Origin of the sequence: Streptomyces smyrnaeus, from assembly GCF_017676345.1 — a bacterium.
GTDB classification, from domain to species: Bacteria; Actinomycetota; Actinomycetes; order Streptomycetales; family Streptomycetaceae; genus Streptomyces; species Streptomyces smyrnaeus.
In genome coordinates, this window is record NZ_JAFFZM010000003.1 from 218,063 (window position 1) to 241,206 (window position 23,144).

At 72.0% G+C, this 23,144-nt stretch carries 20 protein-coding genes and 1 pseudogene; 12 read left to right on the forward strand and 9 right to left on the reverse strand.

Annotation, left to right across the window (positions count from 1 at the left end; genetic code table 11):
- The first annotated feature begins 134 nt into the window (after positions 1-134).
- From JW613_RS07100 to JW613_RS35625, 5 genes and pseudogenes are all read left to right on the forward strand, one after another.
- Positions 135-1,562, forward strand: coding sequence for an NAD(P)/FAD-dependent oxidoreductase (locus tag JW613_RS07100; protein WP_209209837.1), 1,428 nt, complete (start codon positions 135-137; stop codon positions 1,560-1,562).
- Positions 1,559-3,133, forward strand: a complete 1,575-nt coding sequence (locus JW613_RS07105; protein ID WP_209209838.1) for a peptide MFS transporter — start codon at positions 1,559-1,561, stop codon at positions 3,131-3,133. Before JW613_RS07100 ends, JW613_RS07105 begins: the two co-directional genes overlap by 4 nt.
- Positions 3,130-4,167 carry a methyltransferase gene (locus tag JW613_RS07110; RefSeq protein WP_209209839.1) on the forward strand — a complete coding sequence of 346 codons (1,038 nt, stop codon included), beginning with the start codon at positions 3,130-3,132 and terminating at the stop codon, positions 4,165-4,167. The genes JW613_RS07105 and JW613_RS07110 overlap by 4 nt, the downstream gene beginning before the upstream one ends.
- A 31-nt stretch (positions 4,168-4,198) precedes the next feature.
- Complete coding sequence (locus JW613_RS07115) at positions 4,199-5,065, forward strand: LLM class flavin-dependent oxidoreductase (protein ID WP_209209840.1); 867 nt, start codon at positions 4,199-4,201, stop codon at positions 5,063-5,065.
- Positions 5,066-5,274: 209 nt separating this feature from the next.
- Positions 5,275-5,565, forward strand: a pseudogene (locus JW613_RS35625) (glycosyltransferase family 2 protein); the annotation flags it as partial.
- A 20-nt stretch (positions 5,566-5,585) separates the two neighbouring features.
- Here the strand turns inward: JW613_RS35625 and JW613_RS07120 are convergent.
- Both JW613_RS07120 and JW613_RS07125 read right to left on the reverse strand, forming a co-directional pair.
- The gene (locus tag JW613_RS07120; protein WP_209209841.1) at positions 5,586-6,905 is read right to left on the reverse strand and encodes a cation:proton antiporter; all 1,320 of its coding nucleotides are present in this window, start codon (positions 6,903-6,905) and stop codon (positions 5,586-5,588) included.
- 131 nt (positions 6,906-7,036) lie between these two features.
- Entirely contained in the window at positions 7,037-7,567 is a 531-nt protein-coding gene (locus JW613_RS07125; RefSeq protein ID WP_209209842.1) for a hypothetical protein, read from the reverse strand.
- A 118-nt stretch (positions 7,568-7,685) separates the two neighbouring features.
- Here JW613_RS07125 and JW613_RS07130 point away from each other — a divergent pair, with 118 nt between their 5' ends.
- Positions 7,686-8,177, forward strand: a complete 492-nt coding sequence (locus JW613_RS07130) for a MarR family winged helix-turn-helix transcriptional regulator (protein ID WP_209209843.1) — start codon at positions 7,686-7,688, stop codon at positions 8,175-8,177.
- A gap of 196 nt (positions 8,178-8,373) precedes the next feature.
- A complete protein-coding gene (locus tag JW613_RS07135; RefSeq protein WP_209209844.1) occupies positions 8,374-9,534 on the forward strand; it encodes a CDP-alcohol phosphatidyltransferase family protein in 1,161 nt (386 codons plus the stop codon).
- Between the two features lie 76 nt (positions 9,535-9,610).
- Here JW613_RS07135 and JW613_RS07140 read toward each other — a convergent pair whose 3' ends face one another.
- Together JW613_RS07140 and JW613_RS07145 are read right to left on the reverse strand one after the other, a co-directional pair.
- Entirely contained in the window at positions 9,611-10,636 is a 1,026-nt protein-coding gene (locus JW613_RS07140) for a methyltransferase (RefSeq protein ID WP_209209845.1), read from the reverse strand.
- 15 nt (positions 10,637-10,651) lie between these two features.
- Positions 10,652-12,292, reverse strand: coding sequence for an FAD-dependent monooxygenase (locus JW613_RS07145; protein WP_209209846.1), 1,641 nt, complete (start codon positions 12,290-12,292; stop codon positions 10,652-10,654).
- A 221-nt stretch (positions 12,293-12,513) separates the two neighbouring features.
- Here JW613_RS07145 and JW613_RS07150 point away from each other — a divergent pair, with 221 nt between their 5' ends.
- The 5 genes from JW613_RS07150 to JW613_RS07170 all read left to right on the forward strand — a co-directional run bounded on the left by JW613_RS07150 (position 12,514) and on the right by JW613_RS07170 (position 17,784).
- On the forward strand, positions 12,514-13,530 hold the full coding sequence (locus JW613_RS07150) for a methyltransferase (protein WP_209209847.1): 1,017 nt from the start codon (positions 12,514-12,516) through the stop codon (positions 13,528-13,530).
- A 32-nt stretch (positions 13,531-13,562) separates the two neighbouring features.
- Entirely contained in the window at positions 13,563-15,182 is a 1,620-nt protein-coding gene (locus JW613_RS07155) for an FAD-dependent monooxygenase (protein WP_209209848.1), read from the forward strand.
- A 127-nt stretch (positions 15,183-15,309) separates the two neighbouring features.
- Positions 15,310-16,089 (forward strand): hypothetical protein, encoded by a 780-nt coding sequence (locus tag JW613_RS07160; RefSeq protein WP_209209849.1) that lies wholly within the window; start codon positions 15,310-15,312, stop codon positions 16,087-16,089.
- Positions 16,090-16,134: 45 nt separating this feature from the next.
- The gene (locus tag JW613_RS07165) at positions 16,135-16,560 is read left to right on the forward strand and encodes a hypothetical protein (RefSeq protein ID WP_209209850.1); all 426 of its coding nucleotides are present in this window, start codon (positions 16,135-16,137) and stop codon (positions 16,558-16,560) included.
- Between the two features lie 33 nt (positions 16,561-16,593).
- Positions 16,594-17,784 (forward strand): glutathionylspermidine synthase family protein, encoded by a 1,191-nt coding sequence (locus JW613_RS07170; RefSeq protein WP_209209851.1) that lies wholly within the window; start codon positions 16,594-16,596, stop codon positions 17,782-17,784.
- A 109-nt stretch (positions 17,785-17,893) separates the two neighbouring features.
- On the opposite strand, the gene JW613_RS07175 is transcribed toward JW613_RS07170, so the two are convergent.
- From JW613_RS07175 to JW613_RS07195, 5 genes are all read right to left on the reverse strand, one after another.
- Positions 17,894-18,091: a ferredoxin gene (locus JW613_RS07175; protein WP_099879578.1), complete on the reverse strand. Its 198-nt coding sequence runs from the start codon at positions 18,089-18,091 to the stop codon at positions 17,894-17,896.
- A 1-nt stretch (position 18,092) separates the two neighbouring features.
- Complete coding sequence (locus JW613_RS07180) at positions 18,093-19,292, reverse strand: cytochrome P450 (protein WP_180289598.1); 1,200 nt, start codon at positions 19,290-19,292, stop codon at positions 18,093-18,095.
- A gap of 73 nt (positions 19,293-19,365) precedes the next feature.
- Complete coding sequence (locus JW613_RS07185; RefSeq protein WP_209209852.1) at positions 19,366-20,040, reverse strand: TenA family protein; 675 nt, start codon at positions 20,038-20,040, stop codon at positions 19,366-19,368.
- Between the two features lie 34 nt (positions 20,041-20,074).
- On the reverse strand, positions 20,075-21,931 hold the full coding sequence (gene asnB / locus JW613_RS07190) for an asparagine synthase (glutamine-hydrolyzing) (RefSeq protein WP_209209853.1): 1,857 nt from the start codon (positions 21,929-21,931) through the stop codon (positions 20,075-20,077).
- Positions 21,919-23,121: a nucleotide disphospho-sugar-binding domain-containing protein gene (locus JW613_RS07195; protein ID WP_209209854.1), complete on the reverse strand. Its 1,203-nt coding sequence runs from the start codon at positions 23,119-23,121 to the stop codon at positions 21,919-21,921. The genes asnB and JW613_RS07195 overlap by 13 nt, the downstream gene beginning before the upstream one ends.
- Positions 23,122-23,144 lie beyond the last annotated feature (23 nt).

The window sequence follows — 23,144 nt, forward strand, 5'->3', positions numbered from 1 at the left end:
TGTGCCGCGCTGCGCCGGCGATTCCGCTTCGAGGACGTCTCCACCGCCCCTCCGGCAGCCCGGAGCACCGTGCCGGTCAGGGTCCGAGCCTTCGGCACCGACCTGTCCTGGACCCCGGAGAGATGGAGAAGTTCATGCGTGGTTCCACCCAGATCCTCGTCATCGGGGGCGGGCCCGCCGGGTCAACGGCGGCCGGACTGCTGGCGAAGCAGGGCTTCGAGGTCACCCTGCTGGAGCGCGACCGGTTCCCCCGCTACCACATCGGCGAGTCGATCCTCCCCTCGTGCCGGCCGATCCTGGAACTGCTCGGCGTCTGGGACAAGGTGGAGTCCCACGGCTTCCAGCCCAAGGGCGGCGCCTACTTCTTCTGGGGCCCGGAGGAGTGGGAGGTCAAGTTCGACAACCTGGGCGACGACGGCACCAACGCCTGGCAGGTCATCCGCTCCGAGTTCGACGAACTGCTGCTGCGGCACGCCGAGTCGCTGGGTGTGGAGGTCGTGGAGAACATCACCGTCAAGGAACTGGAGTTCGACGGGGAGCGTCCCGTCGCCGCCCAGTGGGCCGGCACCAAGGACCCGGCCGAGAGCGGGCGCATCACCTTCGACTACGTCATCGACGCCTCCGGGCGCGGCGGCGTCCTGGCGGCCCGGCATATGAAGAACCGCCAGTACCACGAGATCTTCCGCAATGTGGCGGCCTGGACGTACTGGAAGAACGTCAAGCCGCTCGACCGCGGCCCCGAGGGCGCCATCGCCGTCTGCTCGGCGCCCGACGGCTGGTTCTGGGTGATCCCGCTGCACGACGGCACCACCAGCATCGGCCTGGTCACCGGGCGGGACATCTTCAACGAGAAGCGCAACGACCTGGGCGGCATCCAGGAGGTCTACGACCAGGCGCTGACCGAGTGCCCCGCCGTCACCGGACTGCTGGGCGGCGCCGAGCAGGTGAGCGGCATGAAGGTCGAGCAGGACTACTCCTACACCGCGGAGAACTTCGGCCGCCCCGGCTATCTGATGTGCGGCGACGCCGCCTGCTTCCTCGACCCGCTGCTGTCCACCGGCGTCCACCTGGCCACCTACAGCGCCATGCTGGCCAGCGCCGCCCTCGGCAGCGTCATCCGCGGCGAGGTCGAGGAAGAGGAGGCCTGGCACTTCTTCAACACCGTCTACCGGCACGCCTACGAGCGGCTGCTGGTGCTGGTCTCGGTCTTCTACGAGAGCTACCGAGGCAAGGAGCACCACTTCTACAACGCGCAGAAGCTCACCTCCGCGCAGCGCGAGAACCTCAACCTCCAGGACGCCTTCGACCGCATCATCACCGGCATCGCCGACATGGAGGACGCCCAGGACGTGTACGCGAGCGTGCACGCCCACCTCAACGGCGCCGAGAGCGGCGACCCCAACCCGCTCGCCAACCTCAACAAGGTCCACGAGCAGAAACAGGCCCCGATGAGCGCACAGAACGCCGTCGGCGGGCTGTACCTCTCCTTCCGCCCGCATCTGCACCTGGCCAGGACCGAGGATGCGGCGCCCGCCGCCGACGAGGGAGGACCCGCGGCATGACAGCCGAGCACACCGCCGAGGCCGGGGGGACCGCCCCCCGCGAGCAGAGCGCCTCCGCCTCGCTGCGCCCCTGGCCCAACTGGTTCCGCACCCTGTTCATGAGCGATCTGTGGGAGCGCTTCGGCTTCTTCGGGATGCAGGCGATCCTCGTCCTGTTCGCCGTGGCGCCCCGCGACGAGGGCGGGCTCGGGCTCGCCAAGGCGGACGCCGCCGCGCTGTTCGGCGCCTGGATCGGGCTGGCCTTCATGCTGTGCCTGCCCGGCGGCTGGATCGCCGACCGGGTCCTGGGCCCCCGCCGCACCCTGCTGCTGGGTGCCGCCATCACCACCGCGGGCCACTTCGCGCTGGCCACGCCGCTGCTGTGGCTCACCCCGATCGCACTCGTCCTGCTCGCCGTCGGCATGGGCCTGTACAAGCCCAACCACCAGGCGATGCTCAACCTGATGTTCAAGGACAACGGACGCCGCGAGGCCGGCATCTCGCTGATCTACGTGGGCATCCAGGTCAGCGCGCTCACCTCGCCGCTGATCGCCGGGTTCCTCGGCGAACGCGTCGACTGGCGGCTCGGCTTCGGCGTCTCGGGCACCGCCATGCTCATCGGCACCATCCAGGTCGCCCTGGCCAGGCCGCAGTTCCAGGGTGTGGGCGACAAGCCCGGCAGGCCGCTGGACGCCGGGACGGCACGCCGCGTCAAACGGCGGGCCGGCACCGTCGCGGGCGTGCTCGCGCTGCTGCTGGGCGGTATGGCGGCAGGCGGCGGGCTGACGCCGGGCAGCGGTATCGCGCTGGTCGGCATGGCCTCGATCATCGCGCCCGTCGTCGCCTACACCGTGCTCTACCGCAGCCGCGAGCTGCGGGCCGGCGACCGCAGACGGCTGCGCTCGTTCCTGTGGATCTTCCTGGGCTCGACCCTGTTCTGGTCGCTGATCGCCCAGGACGGCTCGTCCCTGACCCTGTTCGCCAAGCACTCCACCGACCGCGACGTGCTCGGCTTCGAGGTCCCGGTCAGCTGGCTGCAGTCGGCGACCCCGCTGTTCATCCTGGTACTGGCGCCCGTCTTCGCCTGGCTGCTGCTCAAGCACGGCGGCGGACGCGCGGGCGTGCCGGCCAAGTTCTCCGCCGGGCTGCTGCTGACCGGCGTCAGCTTCCTGATCATGGCGGTCGCCGCCGCGCTGGCCTCGGGCGACAACAAGGTCTCCCCGCTGTGGCTGCTGGTGGTCTATCTGATGCACGCCTGCGGTGAACTCATCGTCGCCGCCGTGGGCATCGCCGCCGTCGCCGATGTGCTGCCGCGCCGCTTCATCGCGCACATGCTCGGACTGCTGTGGCTGTTCGCCGCCCTCGGCGGCGGCGCGGGCAGCGGCCTCGTCCGGCTGATCGACGTCATCCCCGAGGCGCTGTACTACCTGCTGCTCGCCGTCCTGGCGCTGGCCGTCGGCGGCACGCTCGCGCTGCGGCGGCACACCGTCGCGCGCGGGCTGGCCCCCGAACGGGACGCCGGCGAAGCGGCCGAGGAAGCTCCGCCCGAGGACGCCGCGCCCGCGACCGTCAAGGAAGGCGACCCCGCATGACCATCCTCTCCCCGGCACCGGAACCCACCACCCTCGACTCCACGCCAACCTCCGCCCTCGCCCAGCTGGGGCTCGGCTTCGCCGCCTCCAAACTGCTGCTGAGCGCACTGGAACTGGGAGTGTTCACAGCGCTGGCCGAGACCGCCGACGGCACCGCGGAGGCCGAGGAACTGCGCGCCGCGCTCGGTCTGCACCCGCGCGCCGCCGCCGACTTCTTCGACGCGCTGACCGCCGTCGGACTGCTGGAGCGCCGGTACGGCCGCTACCGCAACACCGAGGCGGCCCAGCGGCACCTGGTCCGCGGCCCCGACTACCAGGGCGGCTTCCTGGAGGGCGCGGGCTTCGTGCTCTATCCGGCGTGGGGCCGGCTCACCGAGGCGCTGCGCACCGGAAAGCCGCAGGCCGAGGGCGACTTCGAGGCCATGCTCAGCGATCCGCACGCGCGCCGGATGTTCCTGGCCATGCAGGACTCGCTCAGCCAGCCGCTGATCGGACAGCTGCTGGACGCGCTCGACTGGTCCGGATACACCACCCTCACCGATGTGGGCGGAGCCCGCGGCAACCTCGCAGCGCGTGTCGTCCGTGCCCGCCCCGGGCTGAGCGCGACCGTCTTCGACCGGCCGCAGAACGCCGAGCCCTGCGCCGAGCACACCGGCGACCTGGGGGTTGCCGACCGGGTCGGCTTCACCGGCGGCGACTTCTTCACCGACCCGCTGCCGCCCGCCGACGTCCTCGTCATCGGGCACGTGCTCGCCGACTTCTCCCGCGACGAGCGCCGCACCCTGATCGAGAAGGCGTACGCGGCTGTCCACGACGGCGGCGCGCTGCTCGTCTACGACCCCATGAACGGCGACAAGCCCGAACTGGCCTCGCTGATCGCCAGCCTCCACATGCTCGTCATGACCCCGGCGGGCGCCGGATACCACCCGGACCACTGCGCCGGCTGGATGGAGCAGGCCGGATTCACCGAGGTGACCAGCCGGCCGCTGCCGCTGGGCAACACCCTGCTGACCGCCCGCAAACCGGCGGCCTGACGCCCGCGCCCCACCCGTAAGGAGACCGACTGTGGAGATCGGAGTGGGCCTGCCCACCACCGTGCCCGACATCGACGGGCGACGGCTCGTCCAGTGGGCGGTCCGAGCCGAGGAGCACGGCTTCTCAACGCTGGGCGTGCTCGACCGGCTCGTCTACGACAGCTACGAACCCCTCACCGCGCTCACCGCCGCCGCGGCCGTCACCGAACGGATCCGGCTGGCCACCAGCATCCTGTTGGCCGCCTACCGCCCCGGCACCCCGCTGCTGGCCAAGCAACTCGCCACCTTGCACGAGATCTCCGGCGGCCGACTGGTGGTCGGCGCGGCCGCGGGCGGCAGGGAGGACGACTTCCAGGCGACGGGCGCGCCCTACCGCGACCGGGGCCGTCGCCTGGACGCCATCCTGACGGAACTGCGCGCCATCTGGGACGGCAAGGAGACGGCCACCGGCATCGCCGGCATCGGCCCCCGCCCCGCCGCCCCGGGTCCCGAACTGATCGTCGGTGGCCACACCCCGGCAGCCATGCGGCGCGCCGCCCGCCACGCGGGCGGCTGGATCGCGGGCGGCAGCTCCGCCACCGCGTACGCGGACCTGGCACAGCAGGCCCGCGCCGCCTGGCGCGCCGAGGGCCGCACCGACTCCCCACGCCTGATCGCCCTGGTCTACGCGTGCCTCGGCCCGGACGCCCGCGACAGAGCCGAGCGCTATCTGCGCGCCTACTACGCCTTCATCGGGCCCAAGGCCGAAATGGCGGCCAAGGCCGTCCTCACCGACGCGGGCTCGCTCCGTGAGACGGCCGCCGCCTACGCGGAAGCCGGCTGCGACGAGCTGCTCGTCTTCCCCTGCACCGCCGCACCGAGCCAGCTCGACCTGCTGGCCGAGGCCACCTTGGGCTGAACCCGCTCTTCGCCGGCGGCCCGCTCCCATGGAGCCGGGCCGCTGCCGCACGGGCCCCCACCCTGGACACACGCCCTCTTTCACGGACAGACCCCGGCACACGGTGCCGTTAGCATCTGCGTCAGTCCCGAGGAACGGAGCGTCCACCTGTGGGTAGTCCGCGCATCGGCGTCGCCATCCTGACGATGGGCAACCGACCGGCCGAACTGATGGTGCTCCAGCACCCGTGGACCTCGCCGACCCGGCACGCGGTCTTCCACCGTATGGTCGCCCGCAACCGGGTGTGGCTGGCCAAACGCCCACCTTCCCGCGCCGCTCGTCCCCGCATATCTGGGAGCTTGGACCCTGCTCACCCTGGTCCGGACCCGCTCGTGGGCGGGCTCCGCGCCTGGTTCGCAGGGTTCGCAGAAGGCGTGCGTACCTCGTGTCCGCCGCGGCAGCCGATGCGGTGGGCCACGGTCTGGCGCATGACCCGCCTCGGCCGCCCGCCGGTGCTCTAGACGGCCCACCCCACCGCGCCTCAGCCCAGGTGGGAGGGGGTGCCCGTGGCGGGGGTGGTCCTGGGATGCTCCCCGGGGAAGTCGAAGTCCCCCAGTGCCTGGGCGCCGCCGCGGCGGCGGCCCAGCAGGTGGAGGAGGGGGCCGGCCATGGCGGTGGTGACCAGGGCCATGACGACCATCAGGCCGTACAGGTCGGGGCCGATGACGTCCAGTTGCAGTCCTACGGTGAGGATGACCAGCTCCGTCAGTCCGCGGGTGTTCATCAGTGCGGCCAGCACCCCGCTCTGCACGGGCGGCACCCGGTTGAGCCGGGCGCCCAGATATGCGCCGGCGAACTTTCCGGTGATGGCGGTCAGCAGGATCAGTCCGAGCTCGCCGAGCCCGCGGGTGCCGATGCCGGAGAGGTCGACCTGGAGCCCGGCGACGACGAAGAAGGACGGCAGCAGCAACAGCCGGGTCACATACTCCAGCCGGTCGGTGATCTGGTGCCGCAGCTGCCGGGAGGCGTCCCGTGGCATCACGGCGCCGAACAGGAAGGCGCCGAAGACGAAATGGGCGCCCATCCACGCGGTGGCCAGGCAGGAGAGCAGCAGCCCGCCCAGTACGACGATCAGTTGGTCCGCGGTGACGTGCTCGCGCATCCACCCCTGCCAGCCGGCGCGCGGTCCGGACCCGCGCCGCCCCTCGAACAGCCGCCGCAGCCAGGGTCGTACGACCAGCAGCATCGCCGCGAGGTAGACCGGAGTCAGCAGCAGCCGCCACTGGCCGCCGCCGCCCGCGACGGCGGCGACGACGGCCAGCAGCGACCAGGCGAGGATGTCGTCGAGCGCCGCGCCGGCCAGGGCGATGCCGCCGATCCGGGTGCGTCCGAGTCCGCTGTCGGCCAGGATGCGGGCCAGCACCGGGAACGCGGTGACCGCCATGGCGGCGCCGAGGAAGAGTACGAAGGCGGCCCGGCTGCCGGTGGCGTGGCGTTCGGCGAGGTGGAGGGCGAGCAGCCCGCCGAGGCTCAGCGGCACCAGTACGGAGCACAGTGAAACGCTGACCGCGACGCGTTCCCTGCCCCGGAGCCGGGCGAGGTCCAGCTCGTAGCCGACGACGAACATGAACAGCACCAGGCCCAGTTCGGCCAGCGCGCCGAGCATGGGCCGGATGTCGGTGGGGAACAGGTGCCGGGCCAGGGCGCCGTCGAAGAGGGTGGGGCCGACGAGCACCCCCGCGAGCAGTTCCCCCACCACGGGCGGCTGTCCGATTCTGCGGGCCGCGGCGCCCAGCAGCCGGCTGAGCGCCAGGATGGCGGCGAGTCCGATGAAGAACGACTGGGCCTGCTCCGGAGTCATGAGTGCGCCCCCTGCGCGGTACCGAGCGGTGCGGCCGGTCGTCCGGCCGACCGGCTGTCACGCCGTGACCAGGCAGCATCCGGCGCCGGACGGTGAGGCTAGGGGGGCGCGCTCGACGGCGCTTGGAGGCTTCAGCGGGACCGGCTCGTGGCCGCCTCGTGGTGCCGCTCGGCTTCGGGGCGGGGGTGGAGCTCGCCGGGGTCGGGCAGTACCGGCCAGGTGCCGTCGCGGTGTGCGGTGCGGCAGTCGTCGATGAACTCGCGGGAGAACATCGCGCTGAGGGTCGCGACGCCGCCGCGGGCGACGCGGATCTCGCTGCGCTGGAGGGTGCCGGTCAGCCGGACGACGCGGCCGTGGTGCGGCACATGCCGCTCGCGGTCCTTGATCTTGCAGCGTCCGACCAGCCGCAGCTCGCTCTCGTCGAGGACGGCGTCCTGGGGGAGCAGGAGCTTGAGCATGCTCCGCTCGCTCAGCAGCCGCAGTTCGATCTCGCCGTCGGGCAGTTGCGCCGAGCGCAGGTCGAGGTGGACGGCCGAGCGCCGGGTGCGTACCTCGACGGTGCGGGACCGCGTCCAGTGGCCCAGCCGTTTCACACTGGTGTAGAAGGCTTCGACCCGCTCGGTGTGGAGGTCCGGCGTGTGCTCGGTGTGCTGGTTGCTCATCGCAGTGTTCCTTCCTGGAACCCGGGCAACAACCCGATGGTGGAAGTACCTTGGAAACCGGCTATCTTGGCAACCAAGCTAACCGGTCGGTCTTTATTTTGGGAGTCGAGATACTTGTATGTCAAGTGAACAGGTTTCTCCGCCGCAGGAGTCGAAGGAAACCGAGCTGCGCCGACAGCTCGGTGAGCAGATCCGCGCACTGCAGAGCGCGACCGAGGCCGTGGACGCCGCCACCGCCGACCGGCTCGGTATCAACCGCACCGACCTGCACTGCCTGGACGTCCTCACCCAGCGCGAGAGCGCGACCCCCAGCCAGCTGGGGACCGCCCTCGGGCTGACGACGGGCAGCGTCACGGCGATGCTCGACCGCCTGGCCCGGCTCGGCTACCTCACCCGCGAACCGGACCCGAACGACCGCCGCAAGTCCGTCGTCCGCGCCACCGCCGCGATCCGGCGCGGTGCCGACGACCTCTACGGCCCCCTCGCGGAGGAGGGTGCGGCGCTCCTGGAGCGCTACTCGCTGCCCGAGCTGGAGCTCCTCCTGGACTTCGCCCGGCGCAGCCGTGAGATCCAGGAGCGGCAGGTGCGCAGGCTGCGGGACGCGGAGTGAGCTGAGCCGGCACCCGGGGGCGAACCGGCCGCCCCCGGGGCCGGGTGCGGGGGGAGGGGGTACGAGACCACTACCGACCGCTTGCCGAACCAAGACCGTTACCCGGCCAAAAAGGTTGCACGGCCAAGAGGTTGTACTTTGCATGAACGCACTCTTGACTTCACATGAACATTCTGTGGATCCAAGGAAGTAGAGCATGCGCTCAGACATACCGCCCCTGTCCGAAGTGCGTCGCATCACGCAGAAGAAGCGCGACGCATGGTGGACGGTGTTGCTCGTGGACCCGGTCGCCACCCCGCTGGTCCGGCTCACGGCACGCACCCGCATCACTCCCAACCAGATCACCTGGGGCGCCCTGCTGCTGGGACTGGGCTCGGCAGCCTGCTTCGCCATGGGCGACTGGCGCTGGCTCGTGGCCGGAGCCGTCGTCTACCACCTGAGCTTCATCCTGGATTGCATGGACGGGAAGACCGCCCGGCTCACCGGCACCGGCTCCGTCTTCGGCGCCTGGCTGGACTACATTTTCGACCGTGTCCGCGTCATGTTCTGCGCCGTGGCGCTGATGGCCGGGCAGTACCAGCGCACCGACGACATCCGGTACGTCTGGCTCGCGGCGGCGGTCATCTTCCTGGACGGCCTGCGCTACATCAACTCGCTGGAGATCTTCAAGACCCGGCACACGATGCGCAAGCAGATCAAGGGCAGGATCCGGGCGGCCCGCCGGGCGGAGAACCAGGTCGAGCTCGCCTTCATGGAGGACCTGCTGCGCGACAACCCCGAGGCCGACGTCGAGCAGGACCTGCGCAGGGCGCACGGGGAGACGGTCGGTACCGTATCGGAACCGCACGCGGTGCCGAGTACGGCGCCGACGACGGGAACGGTGCAGGCAGCCGCCGAAGGCGTCGCCGGGCCCGGCACGTACGCGGCCTCCGACCGCGCGGAGCCGGCCGAGGAGCAGCTGAGCGAGCAGGTCGGCGAGCAGGACCGGGAAGCGGAGCGGTCCAGGCGACCGGTCATCGACCTGCACCAGGAGTTCCGGCACCGCTTCCCGTGGTATCTGCGAATGCGCTCCTTCCTGCTGCGGCACCGCATACGCACCCATCTGATCAGCGGTATCGAGTTCCAGATGGGGGTGTTCATCGTCGGCCCGCTGCTCGACCAGGTGCTGGCCGTCACGATCGTCTCCGGAGTGCTGCTCCTGGTCTTCGAGCTCGCCATCATCTACAAACTGCTGCTGTCCACCCGGGACTTCGCCAGGACCATCGACGCCTTCGACCGGGAGGCGCCCGCCGTCGAGGCGCTTCCCCACGCCCCCGAGGCCCCCCAGGGCGAGGCCAGCCCGGCGGTGGTGGCCTGAGAACGGCCCGCCCTCCCCTACCCGTCACCGGGGGGGGGAGGGCGGGACAGCGGAGTATGCGCGGTCGAGGTGGCGATCACGCCCTCTTGTGCGCGATCACCAGGGTGACGTCGTGCCCGAGGGAGCGGTGCTCGACCGAGTCGAACCCCGCCTCGCGCATCCACGCCGCGCACTGCGCCAGCGTGTACCCCTTGCCGTGCGGGGTCATCAGCTGGAGGTTGAGGCTGCGCAGCAGGTTGCGCAGATAGCTCTCCTCCTCCGGCACGATCACCGGGTCCCACACCAGGAAGGCGCCACCGGGCCGCACCCCGGCGAAGGCGTTCTTGACCAACTGGGCGCGCTGGTCGTCGTTCCAGTCGACCAGCGCGTGCCCCAGCATCAGCACATCGGCCTCGGGCAGCGGACCGGCGAAGAAGTCGCCGCCCACGAAGCCGAGCTTGCCGGCCATTCCCAACGCCGACATATGGGCTGCGAAGTCGCCCTCCAGCTGCGGCAGGTCGAAGACCCGCGCGTCCAGGTGCGGATGGGCCGCCACCAGACCGGCCAGCACGTTGCCGCGGCAGCCGCCCAGCTCCAGCACGGAGCCGTACGACGGCCAGTCGAAGACCTCCGTCAGCGCCGGGATGAGCGGGCGGCTGGCGTCCTCCGCCATACCGACCAACCCGTCCTTGTGCTCCTCGCTGTCGTAGAGCTGGTCGAACATGTCCTCACCGGAATACGTCGCCGCCTGCGGCTCGCCGGTGCGCAGCCCGTCGGCCAGCCGCTCCCACGCCGGGTACATCACCTGGTCGGCGAGGCGCAGGAAACCGCTGAGCGAGGCCGGGTCGCCGGGCACCAGCAGCTGGTCGGCGACCCGGGCGTTGGCCCAGGTGCCGTCCCGCCGGCGCTCCAGGAAGCCGAGTTCGGCCAGCGCCGCCAAGAAGTGGTCGCAGCCGCGCGGATGCAGGCCCAGCCGCTGCCGCAGCCGCTCCTCGGACAGCGGGCCCTGGGCAAGCGTGCCGAACAGACCGAGCCGTACCCCGGCCAGCACCAGCTTCGCCGGCTGGAACGCCATGGCCTGGCCGAGCACCTGACCGGCGCGGACCGTCACATCGTCACCCACGAAGCCACCTCCCGGTCACGAGCCGGCCTTCGCGCCGTCGGCGGCCGAGGCGCGCGCCACCACGTCGTCGAGCACCGCGTCCGGGTCCGTGACGGCCGAGGCGTCGCCCTCGGAGCGCCAGGAGACGAAAGCGTCGGGCCGCACCAGCACGGCGCCGCCCGCGCCCACCCCGTACGCCGCCGCCCAGTCCCGGTCCGCGGGCCGCAACTCCTCGTCCGGGCCGACGGCGTGGGTGCGCAGCGGCACCCCCAGCCGCTCGGCGGCCTTGACCGCCGCCTTCGCCCAGGCGCCGCCGGCAGGGCCGTGCAGCAGGACGAAGTCGTCCCAGAACAGGTCGACGGTGGAGATCCGCTCCTCGCCCCCGGCGCCCGTGCGGGTCAGCCACACGTGCGGGGCGCGGGTGCCCGGCTCGCCGGTCAGCTCCAGATCGGGGGTGAGGACCTTGGAGCCCTCGGCGCCGATGATGGACGAGGACCGGTAGCGGTAGCCGAGCGTGATGATCACATCGTCGACGAAGTCCTGCCGGTCCTGCTCGGTGGCGTAGCCGTGCCGGATGCGGTTGCGCACCAGCGCCTGCTCGGACATGGCGGTACCCAGCGGGCGGCGCTCCGCGTCATAGGTGTCCAGCAGCGCCTCGGTGCCCCAGCCGGCCCGTACGGCGGCCAGCTTCCAGGACAAATTGTGCGCGTCGTGGATGCCGGTGTTGGCGCCGAAGCCGCCCGCGGGCGGGTGCACATGCGCGGCGTCACCCGCGAGGAAGACCCGGCCGACCCGGAAGGTCTCGGAGACCAACTGGGCCCCCTGCCACGGCACCTTGTCCATGATCTCGACGTCGATGTCCTTGCCCGCCGCACGGCGGACGATCTCCACACACCGCTCGTCGGTGTAGTCCTCGGGCTTCTCGCCCTTCTCCGGGTAGTAGATGGGCGCAGCCAGCCACGGGTCGCAGCCGTGCAGCCGGGAGAGCCCCATCAGGGAGCCGCCCGCCGAGGCGTAGCACAGGATGAACTTGCGGTCCTTGAGCAGCGTCTCCAGTTCGGGCGCGCGGAAGTAGATGCTCAGCGCGTTGAAGACGGTGCCGCGGCCGACCCGTTCGACACCCAGCGCCTGCCGGATGCGGCTGCCCGCGCCGTCGGCGCCCACCAGGTAGTCGGCCCGAATGGTCAGCCGGTTGCCCGTGGCGGCCTCCTCGGCGACGGCGGTCACGCCCTCGTCGTCCGCCTCGAAGGAGAGCAGTTTGGTGTTGAACCGCACATCGGCGCCGTACTCACGGGCCTTGGCGACCAGCACCTTCTCGTAGCGGTCCTGGCCGCAGCCCATGACCCGCTCCGGGCTGACGGTCGGGCCGTCCAGCGAGGGGGACTCCAGCAGCTCGGCGTTGTCGATGTCGGAGAAGGTGTCGACCTTGATGATCCCGCCCTCGAAATAGGCGTGCGAGTTGCCCTTCTCCAGCGCGCGGATGTCCTTCCCGAGCCCCGCGGCGCGGAACAGCTCCATCGTGCGGGCCTGCAGGCCGGGGGCGCGGGGAAGCATGGAGGTGCTGTCCCGCTTCTCCAGCAGCATCGTGCGGACGCCACGCCGGCCGCTGAACAGCGCGGTGGAGAGTCCGACGGGACCACCGCCGACGATCAGCACCGGGATCTTCACGTCATACATGCATGTCCCCTCTGAACGGCTGGGCTTGGCCGATTTCGGCACCCCTGATGAGTAGCCACGGCCCCTAGAGGGCCGCTGGAGATACGGCGGGGAGCGAACGGGGCGCGGCACGCCCCGGGCGGGCCCCCACCACCGTTCGAGGGGCGCTCAACTTCCCGGTGTGACCCTCCCGGGGCGGCCCTGGCGCCAGGCCATGTGCCGTTTCGGAAGGAGTCTCGCGCATGACGCACACCAGCCTGGATGTCAGCACCCCGGCCGGAATCATTCGGCTGAGCAACGCGTTCTGCGACGCGAAGGCGCTGCTGACCGCCGTCGAACTGGGCCTGTTCACCACCCTCGCCGAGAAGGGCCCCGCCACCCCGGAGGAGATCCGCAAGGAGCTGGGTCTGCACGGCCGCGGGCTGAGCGACTGGCTCAACCTGCTGGCGGCGCTGGGTCTGCTCACCCGCGAGGAGGGCGGCAGGTTCGGCAACGCGGAGGGCGCCGGCACCTATCTGGTGCGCGGCAGCCACACCTACGTGGGCGGCTTCCTGGAGCGCTCCAACCGCAACCTCTACCCCGCCTGGGGCAAGCTCACCGAGGCCCTGCGCACCGGTCAGCAGCAGTCCGGCAGCGACTTCGAGGAAGTGACCAGGAACCCGCACATCCTGCGGCAGTTCGTCGGCATGATGGACGCCCTCACCCATGTGGTCGGGCCGGAGCTGGTGGGCAAGTTCGACTGGAGCGGCCACAGCTCCGTGCTGGACATCGGCGGCGCCCGCGGCAACCTGTGCTCCATCATCGTCAAGGCGCAGCCGCATCTGCAGGGCCACGTCTTCGACCTGCCGCCCATGGAGCCGCTGTTCGACGAGAAGGTCGCCGAGTACGGGCTGACCGGCAAGGTCACCTTCCACGGCGGCAGCTTCTTCACAGACCCGCTGCCCAGCGCCGACGTCGTCACCCTCGGGCATGTGCTGCACGACTGGGACGAGAAGCAGCGCGGCGAGCTGGTCGCCAAGGCGTACCGGTCCGTCAACCCGGGCGGCGCCCTGCTGATCTACGACCGGATGCTGGACGACGAGCCCGACCACGTCGAGAACCTCGTCATCAGCCTCGACATGCTGCTGGTCACCGACGGCGGCTCCGAGTACCCGGTCTCCGAGGCCGTCGCGCACGCCGAGCGCGCCGGGTTCGCCTCCACCGAGGTGCTGCCGCTGAGCGACTACGACACCCTCGTGATCTGCCGCAAGGCCGGCTGAGCGCGCCGCCCGAGAAGAGGAGTCCGTACCCCATGAGCGACACCCAGCAGGCCCCGCAGCAGGTCCCGGTACTGGTCGTGGGAGGCGCGGTGACAGGACTGTCCACCGCGGTGTTCCTCGGCTGGCACGGCATCCGCTCGCTCGTCGTCGAACGCCACCCCGACACGCTGAGCCACCCGCGCTCGCGCGGCGTCAACCCGCGCACGGTCGAGCTGTACCGGCAGGTCGGACTGGAGGACCCCATCTGGTCCGAGGCGAGCCTGGCCACCGACTTCAGCAAGCTGCTGATGATCCGCGCCGAGACACTCGCGGGCCCGGAGATGTTCAGCGGCCCCACCGACCAGCCCGACCCCACCGGTGGCGTCAGCCCCTGCGAGTGGGCACCCATCGACCAGGACCGGCTCGAACACCTGCTGCGCGGCCGGGCCACCGAGCTCGGCGCCGAGCTGGCCTTCGGTACCGAGCTGGTCTCCTTCACCCAGGACGACGACGGGGTCACCGCCGTTCTCAGGGACACCGCGACCGGCCAGGAGCGCACCGTGCGCGCCGCCTACCTCGTCGCTGCCGACGGCAGTCGCAGCCCCATCCGTCAGGAACTGGGCATCGTCGCGGACGGACCCGGTGAGTTCGCCACCACCCTCTCGGTGCTCTTCGAGGCGGACCTGAGCCAGGCGGCACGCGGCCGCGACGTCGGCGTCTGCTACCTCGACAAGCCCGCGCCCTCCACCATTCTGTTCGCGCACGACGGCAAGCAGCGGTGGATCTTCGCCACCGCCATGCCCGAGGGCGAGACGCTGGAGACCGTCACCGAGGAGCAGGCGATCGGCCTCGTCCGTGCCGCCATCGGCCAGCGGGACCTGGAGGTGCGCATCGTCCCCCAGCTGCCCGCCGGCGGCGCCAAGTGGCTGAGCTTCATCATCGGCGCCCAGGTCGCCCGCGACTACCGCAGAGGGCGGGTCTTCCTGGTCGGTGACGCCGCCCACCTGGTGCCGCCCACCGGCGGGTTCGGCGCCAGCCTCGGCATCCAGGACGCCAACAACCTCGCCTGGAAGCTGGCCGCCGTCCTCGACGGCGAGTCGGGACCCGAACTGCTGGACACCTACCAGACCGAGCGCCACCCGGTCGCCTGGATGACCCTTCAGCAGGCCCTGGGCATGATGCAGGAGCGCACCGGTCCCGACGGCGACGGCGAAGGGGAGGGCCCCGACCCCGCGGAGGCGTACAGCACCACAGTCTTCGGCTACCGCTACGGCGACGGTCCGCCGGTTCCCCCGCACGCCCTGCGCGGCGAGCCCGGCACCCGGGCCCCGCACATCGAGCTCGACCGCGCCGGGGAGCGGATCTCCTCCCTCGACCTGTACGGCCGGGCGCCGGTACTCCTGACCGCCGAGGGCGGTCAGCCGTGGGTCGATGCGGCCACCGCCGTGGCCGCCGACACCGGGGTGCGGGTGGACGCCCACCGGGTGGGCGGTCCCGGCGCCACACTGACGGCCCCCGGGGGCCGCTCGGTTGCCGAGTCGCACGGCATCGCGGACGACGGCGCCGTGCTCGTGCGGCCGGACGGATTCGTCGCCTGGCGCTCCGAAGGCGCCGCCGCCGACCCGAAGGCGGCGCTGCGGGAGGCGGTGCGCGCCCTGTATCCGCGTACCTGACCGGCCCGGGACCGGTCCGGGGCCGCCCCGGCCGGCCCCGGACCGCTTCGGACAGGGCCCGGCAGCGTGCGAGGCTGCCGGGCCCGTTCGCGTGCGCGCGGCTGCGCTGCGGGCCAAGATGATCCCCATGGATGTGGCCGAGCTCGTTCTCAGGTACGTCGAGGCCGTGATCTGGCCGCTGGTGACACTGACGGTGGCCTGGTACCTGCGCGCCTATCTGCGGGAGGCCTTCGCCCGTATGACGCGGATCGAAACCCCGGCCGGAGCCATCGAGTTCGAGACGGAGGCACGGCAGCTGCGCGAGCGGGCCGAGGAGTTGCGGCAGCAGCCCAGCGCGCCCCGAGAGCCGGCGCCCGGCCCCTGGGGTGTCCCGCAGCAGCCGCAACCCGGCGCCGGTCCGTATGCCGCGCCCCCGGTCAGGGACCGGCGCCAAACGGGTCCGCGCCCCCAAGGGCCGCCGCCCTCGCCCGCACCGCCGTCCCCCGCACCGGATCCCCGTCCGGCGCCCGCCGGGGATCCGGCGCCCTCCCAACCGCTGCCCCCGCCTTCGCAGCGGACGGCGGCGGACCGGGGTCGGACGGCCTTCCACGAGGCGTGGGAGACCGTCGAGGTCTCGCCCACGGCGGCGTTGGTGACGGCCTGGGCGACGACGGCCGGGATGCTGGCCGCCGTCCTGCCGCCGCCCGCCCCCCGCCCCGGTGAGGAGGCACCGGCCGCGGCGGACCGCGCGCTGCGCAGCCGGCTGCTGCTGGGCGGGGCCCCGACGGGACTGGTCGCCGTCTTCGACGGACTGCACCGGCTGCGCGACGCGGCGGTGCAAGACCGCGCCCCCGTCACCCCCGAGGCGGCCCGGCACTACATCACCGGCTGCGAACGCCTGATCGAGGAGGTCGTCGCCACCCACTAGGGTGTGCCGGGCAGTTGAATCTCCGTTGTGCACAGGGGGCACCGCATGACCGTCACACCGAAGCCGCGCAGCACCGACAGCGACGCCGGACAGGGCCGCCGGCGCAAGCTGCGCTCCTCGACCGTCGTACTCGGCAGCATGGGCGCCCTCGCGGTGGCGCTGTCCGGGTACTCCTCGGAGCCGGACCGGCGGTGCGTGGACCCCGACAGCTACGACGCGGTGCGCGGCTACCGCGTCCTGCCCCAGAGCCAGTGCGAGACCGGCGGCGCCGGCGCTTCGGCCAGGACCGCGGCCTTCCCCGCCGCCGGGGGCGCCGAGGGCCAGGAGGACGTCTGGTACTACGGCGGCCGGGAGGCGAAGGGCCGCGCGAAGGGAGGCACGTTCATCCACGCCGCGGCCGTCGAACGGGCCGGCTTCGGATGCGACGACGATGACGACGGCAGCAGCGGTGGCGGCGGGTACGGCGGCTGAGACGGGCGCGGCTCAGGAGAGGAGACGCCCCGAGTGGAACGCCACACCCTCGCTCCGCGCCCCGGCTGGCAGGAGACCGTCGAGGAGCAGGGCTGCATCTATCCGCTGACGCGGTACCCCGACGGCTCGCTGCGCCCCTACTGGGACGAGAGCGCCTACTACGCCTTCACCCTGCCCGAGGTCGAAGCCCTCGAGGAGGTCGTGGAGGAGCTGCACGAGATGTGTCTGCGGGCCGCCGCGCACATCGTGGAGCAGGGCCGGTTCGCCGAACTGGGCATCACCGACCCGGCCCTGGTGGCCCGGGTCGCGGAGAGCTGGCGGCGGCGCGACGAACTGCCCAGCCTCTACGGCAGGTTCGATCTGCGCTACGACGGCGGCGGTGAGCCGGCGAAGCTGCTGGAGTACAACGCGGACACCCCCACCTCGCTGGTCGAGGCGGCCTCTCCGCAGTGGTTCTGGATGGAGGAGCGCTTTCCCGGCGCCGACCAGTGGAACTCGCTGCACGAGCGGCTGGTCGACACGTGGAAGAAGCAGGCGGCGCTGCTGCCGCCGGGCGCACCCGTGCACTTCGCCCACTCGGCGCGCGACGAACTGGGCGAGGACCTGATGACCGTCGCCTACCTCCAGGAGACGGCCGAGCAGGCCGGTCTGGAGACCGTCGCGATACCGGTGGAGGAGATCGGCTGGGACCGGCTGTCGGGCCGGTTCGTCGACCAGCGGCTGAAGTTCATCCGCGCCTGCTTCAAGCTCTACCCGTGGGAGTGGCTGGCCTCCGACAGGTTCGGCCCGCATGTGCTGGAGACCCTCGACAACGGGGGCGGCACCGGCTCCACGCTGTGGATCGAGCCGGCCTGGAAGATGCTGCTGTCCAACAAGGCGCTGCTGGCCATCCTGTGGGAGCTGTTCCCCGGCCACCCCAATCTGCTGCCCGCCTACCTGGACGGGCCGCGCGAGCTGGCGGCCACCACCGGATGGGCGGCCAAGCCGCTGCTGGGTCGCGAGGGCGCCGGGGTCACCCTGCACCAGCCCGGGACCGAGCCGTCGGTACGGGGCGAGCCGTGCTGCTACCAGGCCCTGTGCCCGCTGCCGGACTTCGACGGCAACCGCACGGTGCTCGGCACCTGGGTCGTCGACGGTGAGGCGGCGGGGCTGGGCATCCGCGAGTCGGCGGGGCCGGTCACGGACGAGTACGCGCGGTTCCTGCCGCACGTCATCCGCCAGTAGACCGCCGGGCGGCAGGACGCTCGGCACGACACCGCCGCCCGGCAAGGACAGCGGTGTGCGGACCGGTCCCGGCTCGCGGGGAGGCGGGTGGCGGGACCGGTCCGCAGGGTCATTCCTCCGTCACCCGGATGGACTTCGTCGGACAGCCCCGGGCCGCCCGGCGGACCTCCTCGTGGAGCTCCCCGTCAGGGGTCTCGTCGAGGACCACGACCAGTCCGTCCTCGTCCTGGTCGAAGACGCCGGGCAGCCGGTAGACACACAGACTGCTGACCGCACAGGTCTCGGAGTTCGCGGTCACACGGAGCATGTCACCACTCCACAGGAATCTCGGTGAAGCCCTCCATGAACCCGCCCAGCGCCCGCGGCAGCTCCTCGGCGGGGGCCGCCAGCCGGATGTCGGGGAAGCGGCGCAGCAGCGACTCCGTGGCCACCTGGAGCTCCATCCGGGCCAGTGCGGCGCCCACGCAGTAGTGGATGCCGGCGCCGAACGTCATGTGGTGGTTCTCCTGGCGGCGGATGTCCAGCTCGAAGGGGTTGTCGAAGACCTCGGGGTCCATGTTGGCCCCTTCCTCCGACAGCAGCACGCTGGTGCCCTTCTTGATGACCGAGCCGTCCGAGAGGGGGATGTCCTCCACGGCGTAGCGCATGGTGCCGACCGAGGAGCCCATGATCTGGGTGCGCAGCAGCTCCTCCACCGTGGAGGGCACCAGCGACCAGTCCGCCTGGATCTGCCGCACCAGCTCCGGGTGGTGCAGCAGCACGGCGGTGCCGGTGCCGATCTGACTGGCGGTGGTCACATAGCCGGCGATGAGCAGCCCCTGGCACCAGAAGTGCAGCTCATGGTCGTTGAGCCGGTTGTCCTCCTCGTCGCGGACCCGGATCAGCTCGCTGACCAGATCGTCACCGGGAGCGGCCCGCTTGGCGTCGATCAGGTCGCCCAGGTACTTCCACAGGTTCTGGCGGCACTGCCCGACCTCCTCGGGCGGCAGCTTGGTCACGGACAGGAAGCCGTCCACATAGGCGCGGAACTGGTCGCGGTCCTCCGCCGGTACGCCCAGCAGCTTGCAGATCACCTTGATCGGCAGCGGGAAGGCCAGCGCCTCGTTCAGTTCCACCGGCTGCGGACCGGCGGCCATCTCGTCCAGCAGCTCGTCGGCGACCTGCTGCACATACGGCCGCAGGGCCTCGATCCGGCGGGCGGTGAACGCCTTGGTCACCAGTGAGCGCACCTGGGTGTGCTTGGGCGGGTCCGGGTCGATCTCCGGGTCCATGAACAGGTCGTTGTCCTTGGAGATGCGCGCGCAGTCGGGGCGTGCGATGTTGCGGGACAGACGCTTGTCGGCGAACAGGGCGCGCACGTCCTTGTAGCGGGTCACGAGCGTCGCCACGTCCCCGCTCGGCAGCGTCACCTCCATCGCGGAGCTGCTGTGCACATGCCGCAGCGCTTCGGGCACCTGCATGGGCGGGGTCCAGGCGAACGGATACCTGGGCGGGGTCTGAGTGCTCACGGTTGTCCCTTCGGGTTGCGGTGATCGGATGCGGGAGGGGGGCAGGGCCGTACGGGCACGACGGAAGCGCCGGTCACACGGGCCATTCGGGGCGCTCCCACGAGGACTCGGCGAACGCCCACTCGTGGCGGATACCGGTGCGGAAGTGCGCGACCAGCCGGTCGCGTTCGGCCGGGGAGGCCGTCTCGCCGAGTTCGTCGGCCAGCCCCATGAAGGCCCGCACCGCATAGCCGTAGCCCGGGCCCGGGTGGTACGCCTCGATCCACTTCGCGTAGCGGGAGCCGGCCGTGTGGCGCTCCAGCAGATCGTCGGAGACCTGGAAGTTGAACCACACCATCGGCAGCAGCGCCCCGACGCCCGCGGTGAAGGACGCCGCGCTGGAGGCGTTGAAGAACGCGCAGTGCGCGTGGGTGACCGGGCCGACCGACGGTGTTCCGTGCACCGGCCCGGGCAGCCCGAGACCGTCCGCCAGCTCCGCGTACTTCTCGCGCAGCCGGTCGCGGGCCTCCAGCGTGCCGGTGATCGAGCGGCCCAGCAGCGCCGTGTGCGCGTCCTGCTCTGCAGTCGCCGCCGTACGGGCCAGCGCCCGTGCGTAGGCGGGCAGCAGATGCCCGGTGTCCTGCTCCACGAAGTACGTCAGTGACTCGCCCGGCAGGGAGCCGTCCCGAAGCCCCGACCAGAACGGGTGGGCCCGCACCTTCTCCAGCACCGGCGCGGCCAGCTCCTTCAGCTGATCGCTCAACAGCATCGATCTCGCCCCTCTTCCCTCGCTCCGTCGGCTCTCACAGGTCCAGCCGCACCCGGTAGTGGCGCAGCCACGCGTCGAGCTGGAGCACCATCTCGACGTTGCGCCGCTCGCCCCACCCGTCCACCGCGATCGGCCGGTCCTCGGCGGCCAGTTCGGCGCACGCCGGTCCGTCCAGCAGCGGCCTCACGGGGCTCGCCGGATCGGCGACGACCGCGTTGAAGCGCCGCCGCAGCACCTGCCCGTAGTGCGGGTCCTGGGTGATCGGGAAGGGGCTCTTGCGGCGCTGGGTGACCGAGTCGGGGAGCAGGTCGGCGACGGCGGAGCGCAGCACGCTCTTCTCCCGGCCGTCGGCGGTCTTCATCGCCCAGGGAATGTTGTAGACGTACTCCACCAGCCGGTGGTCGCAGTACGGCACCCGCAGCTCCAGGCCCACGGCCATGCTCAGCCGGTCGTCGCGGGCCAGCAGCAGCGGCAGCCAGCGCGTCAGATGGGCGTGGCCGACCCGCCGCATCACCCGCTCGGTCTCCGACTCCCCGGGTACGTCGGGTACCTCGGCGACGGTCTCGGACCAGCGCTGCGCCGAGTAGTCCGGCACGTCGATCTTGCGCAGCAGGCCCGGGTCGAGCAGCCCTGTGCTCATCCCGTGCGGTGCGACCCGCAGGCCCATCGTCACCCAGGGGAAGTTGGCGGTGTCCACCAGCGTGGGGTCGCGGAAGGACTGGTAGCCGCCGAAGAGTTCGTCGGCGACCTCGCCCATCAGCGCCACCGTCGAGCGCTGCCGTACCGCGCGCAGCAGCAGATACAGCGAGCGGTCCATGTCGGGGATGGGGCGGGGCAGATCCTGGGCGCGCAGCGCCGCCGCGTCCACCACATGGTCGGCCAGATCCGCGGTACGCAGCACGACGGGCTCGTGGTCGGTGCCCACGTGCCGGGCGACCTCGGCGGCGTAGGGCGCGTCAGGGTCCTCGTGCCAGAAGTCCTTGCGGAACCGTTCGGTGTGCCCCTCGAAGTCCACCGCGAAGGTGCGCGGCCGCCCGGAACCCGAACGGGCCGCGAAGGCGGCCAGCGCACTGGAGTCGACACCGCCCGACAGCAGCGTGCACAGCGGTACATCGGCCACCAGATGATCGCGGACCGACTCCTGGAGCAGTCCGCGCACCGTCTCCACGGTGCGCTCCAGCGGATCCGGGTGCGCGTGGTTGGGCAGCGACCAGTAGCGCGACTCGCGCAGCACGGCACTACCGGCGCCCTCCCGCAGGAGCGCGGTGTGCCCGGCGGGCAGCTCGCGGATGCCGCGGTAGACGGCGTGCCCCGGTGTCGCGATGTAGGCCAGCAGCTCGGCGAGCCCCTCAGCGTCCACCACGCACTCCAGCGACGGGTGCGCCAGCAGCGCCTTGGGCTCGGAGCCGAAGAGCAGCCCCTGGGCCGTTCGCGCGTAGTACAGCGGCTTGATGCCCAGCCGGTCGCGGGCCAGCAGCAGCTGCCGGCTGCGCGGGTCCCACACGGCGAAGGCGAACATGCCCTCCAGCCGCCGGGCGCACTCGGGCCCCCACTCCAGATAGGCCCGCAGCACCACCTCGGTGTCACCAGCGGTACGGAACCGGTGCCCCCGTGCCGTCAATTCGGCCCGGACCTCGCGGTAGTTGTAGACCTCGCCGTTGTGCACCAGGACGGCGAGGGTGCGCCCGTCGTGCTCGGCGGTCATCGGCTGGGTGGAGTCGTCGACGTCGATGACGGCGAGCCTGCGGTGCCCCAGCGCGGCGTCCGCGTCGGTCCACACCGCCTCGTCGTCCGGGCCCCGGTTGGCGAGGGTGCCGGCCATGGCCCGGACGGTGCTGCCCTCCTCGCTCATCTCCCGCGCGAAGTCGATCCAGCCCGCTATGCCGCACATGCGACCACCCGCTTCTCCAGTTCACCGACGACCTCGGCGGGCGCGGGCTGCTCCAGCATCCCGTCGCGCAGCGTCCGCGCCGCCTCGCGCCGCCCGGCGCCCTGTGTGCGGTCCAGCAGCCCCGCCGCCTCCTGGCGAAGCCGTTCGGCGTCGGCCTCGTCCCTGGTGAGCACCTCACCGGCGCCGGCCGCCAGCACCCGTGCCGCGTGTCCGGCGTGATCGGGCAACTGGGGTACGAGCAGCATCGGCAGACCCGCGCGCAGCGAGGTGAGCACGGTGCCCGCCCCGCCGTGCGCGACCACCAGGTCGGCGCCGCCCAGCAGCGTGTGCAGCGGTGCGTCGACCACCACCCGGACCCTGTCGCCGTCGGGCACCCGGCCCAGCAGCGGGCGCTGCGCCGCGGTGACGGCCAGCACCAGCTCGGTGTCCGGCAGTGCGGCCAGCGCCCGCGCGGCGTGCCCGGCCAGGAACAGCGCGGGGTCCAGCCGCGCCATCGTGTGCCCCCAGGTGACGACGATCCTGCGGTGGCCCTCGCGCGGCGGGGGCAGCGGCGGATCGGGCGGGGTGCCGGGCCCGTTGAACGGCACGTACCGCATGGGAACCCGGGGGTGCTCCGCCGGGGCGGGGGCCTGGAATCCCGGCGGGCACGGGTCGATGGTGAAGTCCCCGAACGGGTGGTAGCCCTCCGGATCCACCCCCACCCGTTCGGCCAGCGGCGCCAGCGCCTGCGGCAGCAGGGTGCGGGCCCGCGCCATCAGATCGGCGCCGTACAGCAACCGCACCGCCGGCACCCCGGCAGCGGCGGCGGCCAGCGGCCCCGCCAGCGCCGTCGGCTCGGAGACCACCACATCGGCGCCCCACTCGCGAGCCGTCCGCGTCACCCCGTCGACCATCGAGTCGGCGTGCGCGGTGAACATCCGCAGCGCCCGCGGCCCCTTGCCACCGCGCGGCGCCCGCTGGTCGCCCGTCGGGTCGTCCTGGCTCGGCAGCACATAGCCGCGCACCATGCCGACCCCGTCGACGTCCTTGCCGACGGCGGCGCCCGGCAGCCCCGTCCGCTCGATGAGGGGCAGCAGCTCCGGCTGGCTGACGACCAGCACCTCGTGGCCCGCGCTGCGGCAGGCCCACGCCAGTGGCACCAGTGCGTAAAGATGTGAGGGCCAGGCCCAGGTGGTGAACAGTACCCGCATCGCAGCCCCAGCCCCTTCCGCCG

Excerpts from the sequence above, each read along its gene's own strand:
- JW613_RS07175 (WP_099879578.1), bottom strand. The coding sequence starts at position 18,091 with ATGCTCCGTGTGACCGCGAACTCCGAGACCTGTGCGGTCAGCAGTCTG.
- JW613_RS07160 (WP_209209849.1), top strand. The coding sequence starts at position 15,310 with ATGGATGTGGCCGAGCTCGTTCTCAGGTACGTCGAGGCCGTGATCTGG.
- JW613_RS07105 (WP_209209838.1), top strand. The coding sequence starts at position 1,559 with ATGACAGCCGAGCACACCGCCGAGGCCGGGGGGACCGCCCCCCGCGAG.
- JW613_RS07155 (WP_209209848.1), top strand. The coding sequence starts at position 13,563 with ATGAGCGACACCCAGCAGGCCCCGCAGCAGGTCCCGGTACTGGTCGTG.
- JW613_RS07100 (WP_209209837.1), top strand. The coding sequence starts at position 135 with ATGCGTGGTTCCACCCAGATCCTCGTCATCGGGGGCGGGCCCGCCGGG.
- JW613_RS07195 (WP_209209854.1), bottom strand. The coding sequence starts at position 23,121 with ATGCGGGTACTGTTCACCACCTGGGCCTGGCCCTCACATCTTTACGCA.
- asnB (WP_209209853.1), bottom strand. The coding sequence starts at position 21,931 with ATGTGCGGCATAGCGGGCTGGATCGACTTCGCGCGGGAGATGAGCGAG.
- JW613_RS07125 (WP_209209842.1), bottom strand. The coding sequence starts at position 7,567 with ATGAGCAACCAGCACACCGAGCACACGCCGGACCTCCACACCGAGCGG.
- JW613_RS07165 (WP_209209850.1), top strand. The coding sequence starts at position 16,135 with ATGACCGTCACACCGAAGCCGCGCAGCACCGACAGCGACGCCGGACAG.
- JW613_RS07145 (WP_209209846.1), bottom strand. The coding sequence starts at position 12,292 with ATGTATGACGTGAAGATCCCGGTGCTGATCGTCGGCGGTGGTCCCGTC.
- JW613_RS07120 (WP_209209841.1), bottom strand. The coding sequence starts at position 6,905 with ATGACTCCGGAGCAGGCCCAGTCGTTCTTCATCGGACTCGCCGCCATC.
- JW613_RS07185 (WP_209209852.1), bottom strand. The coding sequence starts at position 20,040 with ATGCTGTTGAGCGATCAGCTGAAGGAGCTGGCCGCGCCGGTGCTGGAG.
- JW613_RS07130 (WP_209209843.1), top strand. The coding sequence starts at position 7,686 with ATGTCAAGTGAACAGGTTTCTCCGCCGCAGGAGTCGAAGGAAACCGAG.
- JW613_RS07110 (WP_209209839.1), top strand. The coding sequence starts at position 3,130 with ATGACCATCCTCTCCCCGGCACCGGAACCCACCACCCTCGACTCCACG.
- JW613_RS07135 (WP_209209844.1), top strand. The coding sequence starts at position 8,374 with ATGCGCTCAGACATACCGCCCCTGTCCGAAGTGCGTCGCATCACGCAG.
- JW613_RS07150 (WP_209209847.1), top strand. The coding sequence starts at position 12,514 with ATGACGCACACCAGCCTGGATGTCAGCACCCCGGCCGGAATCATTCGG.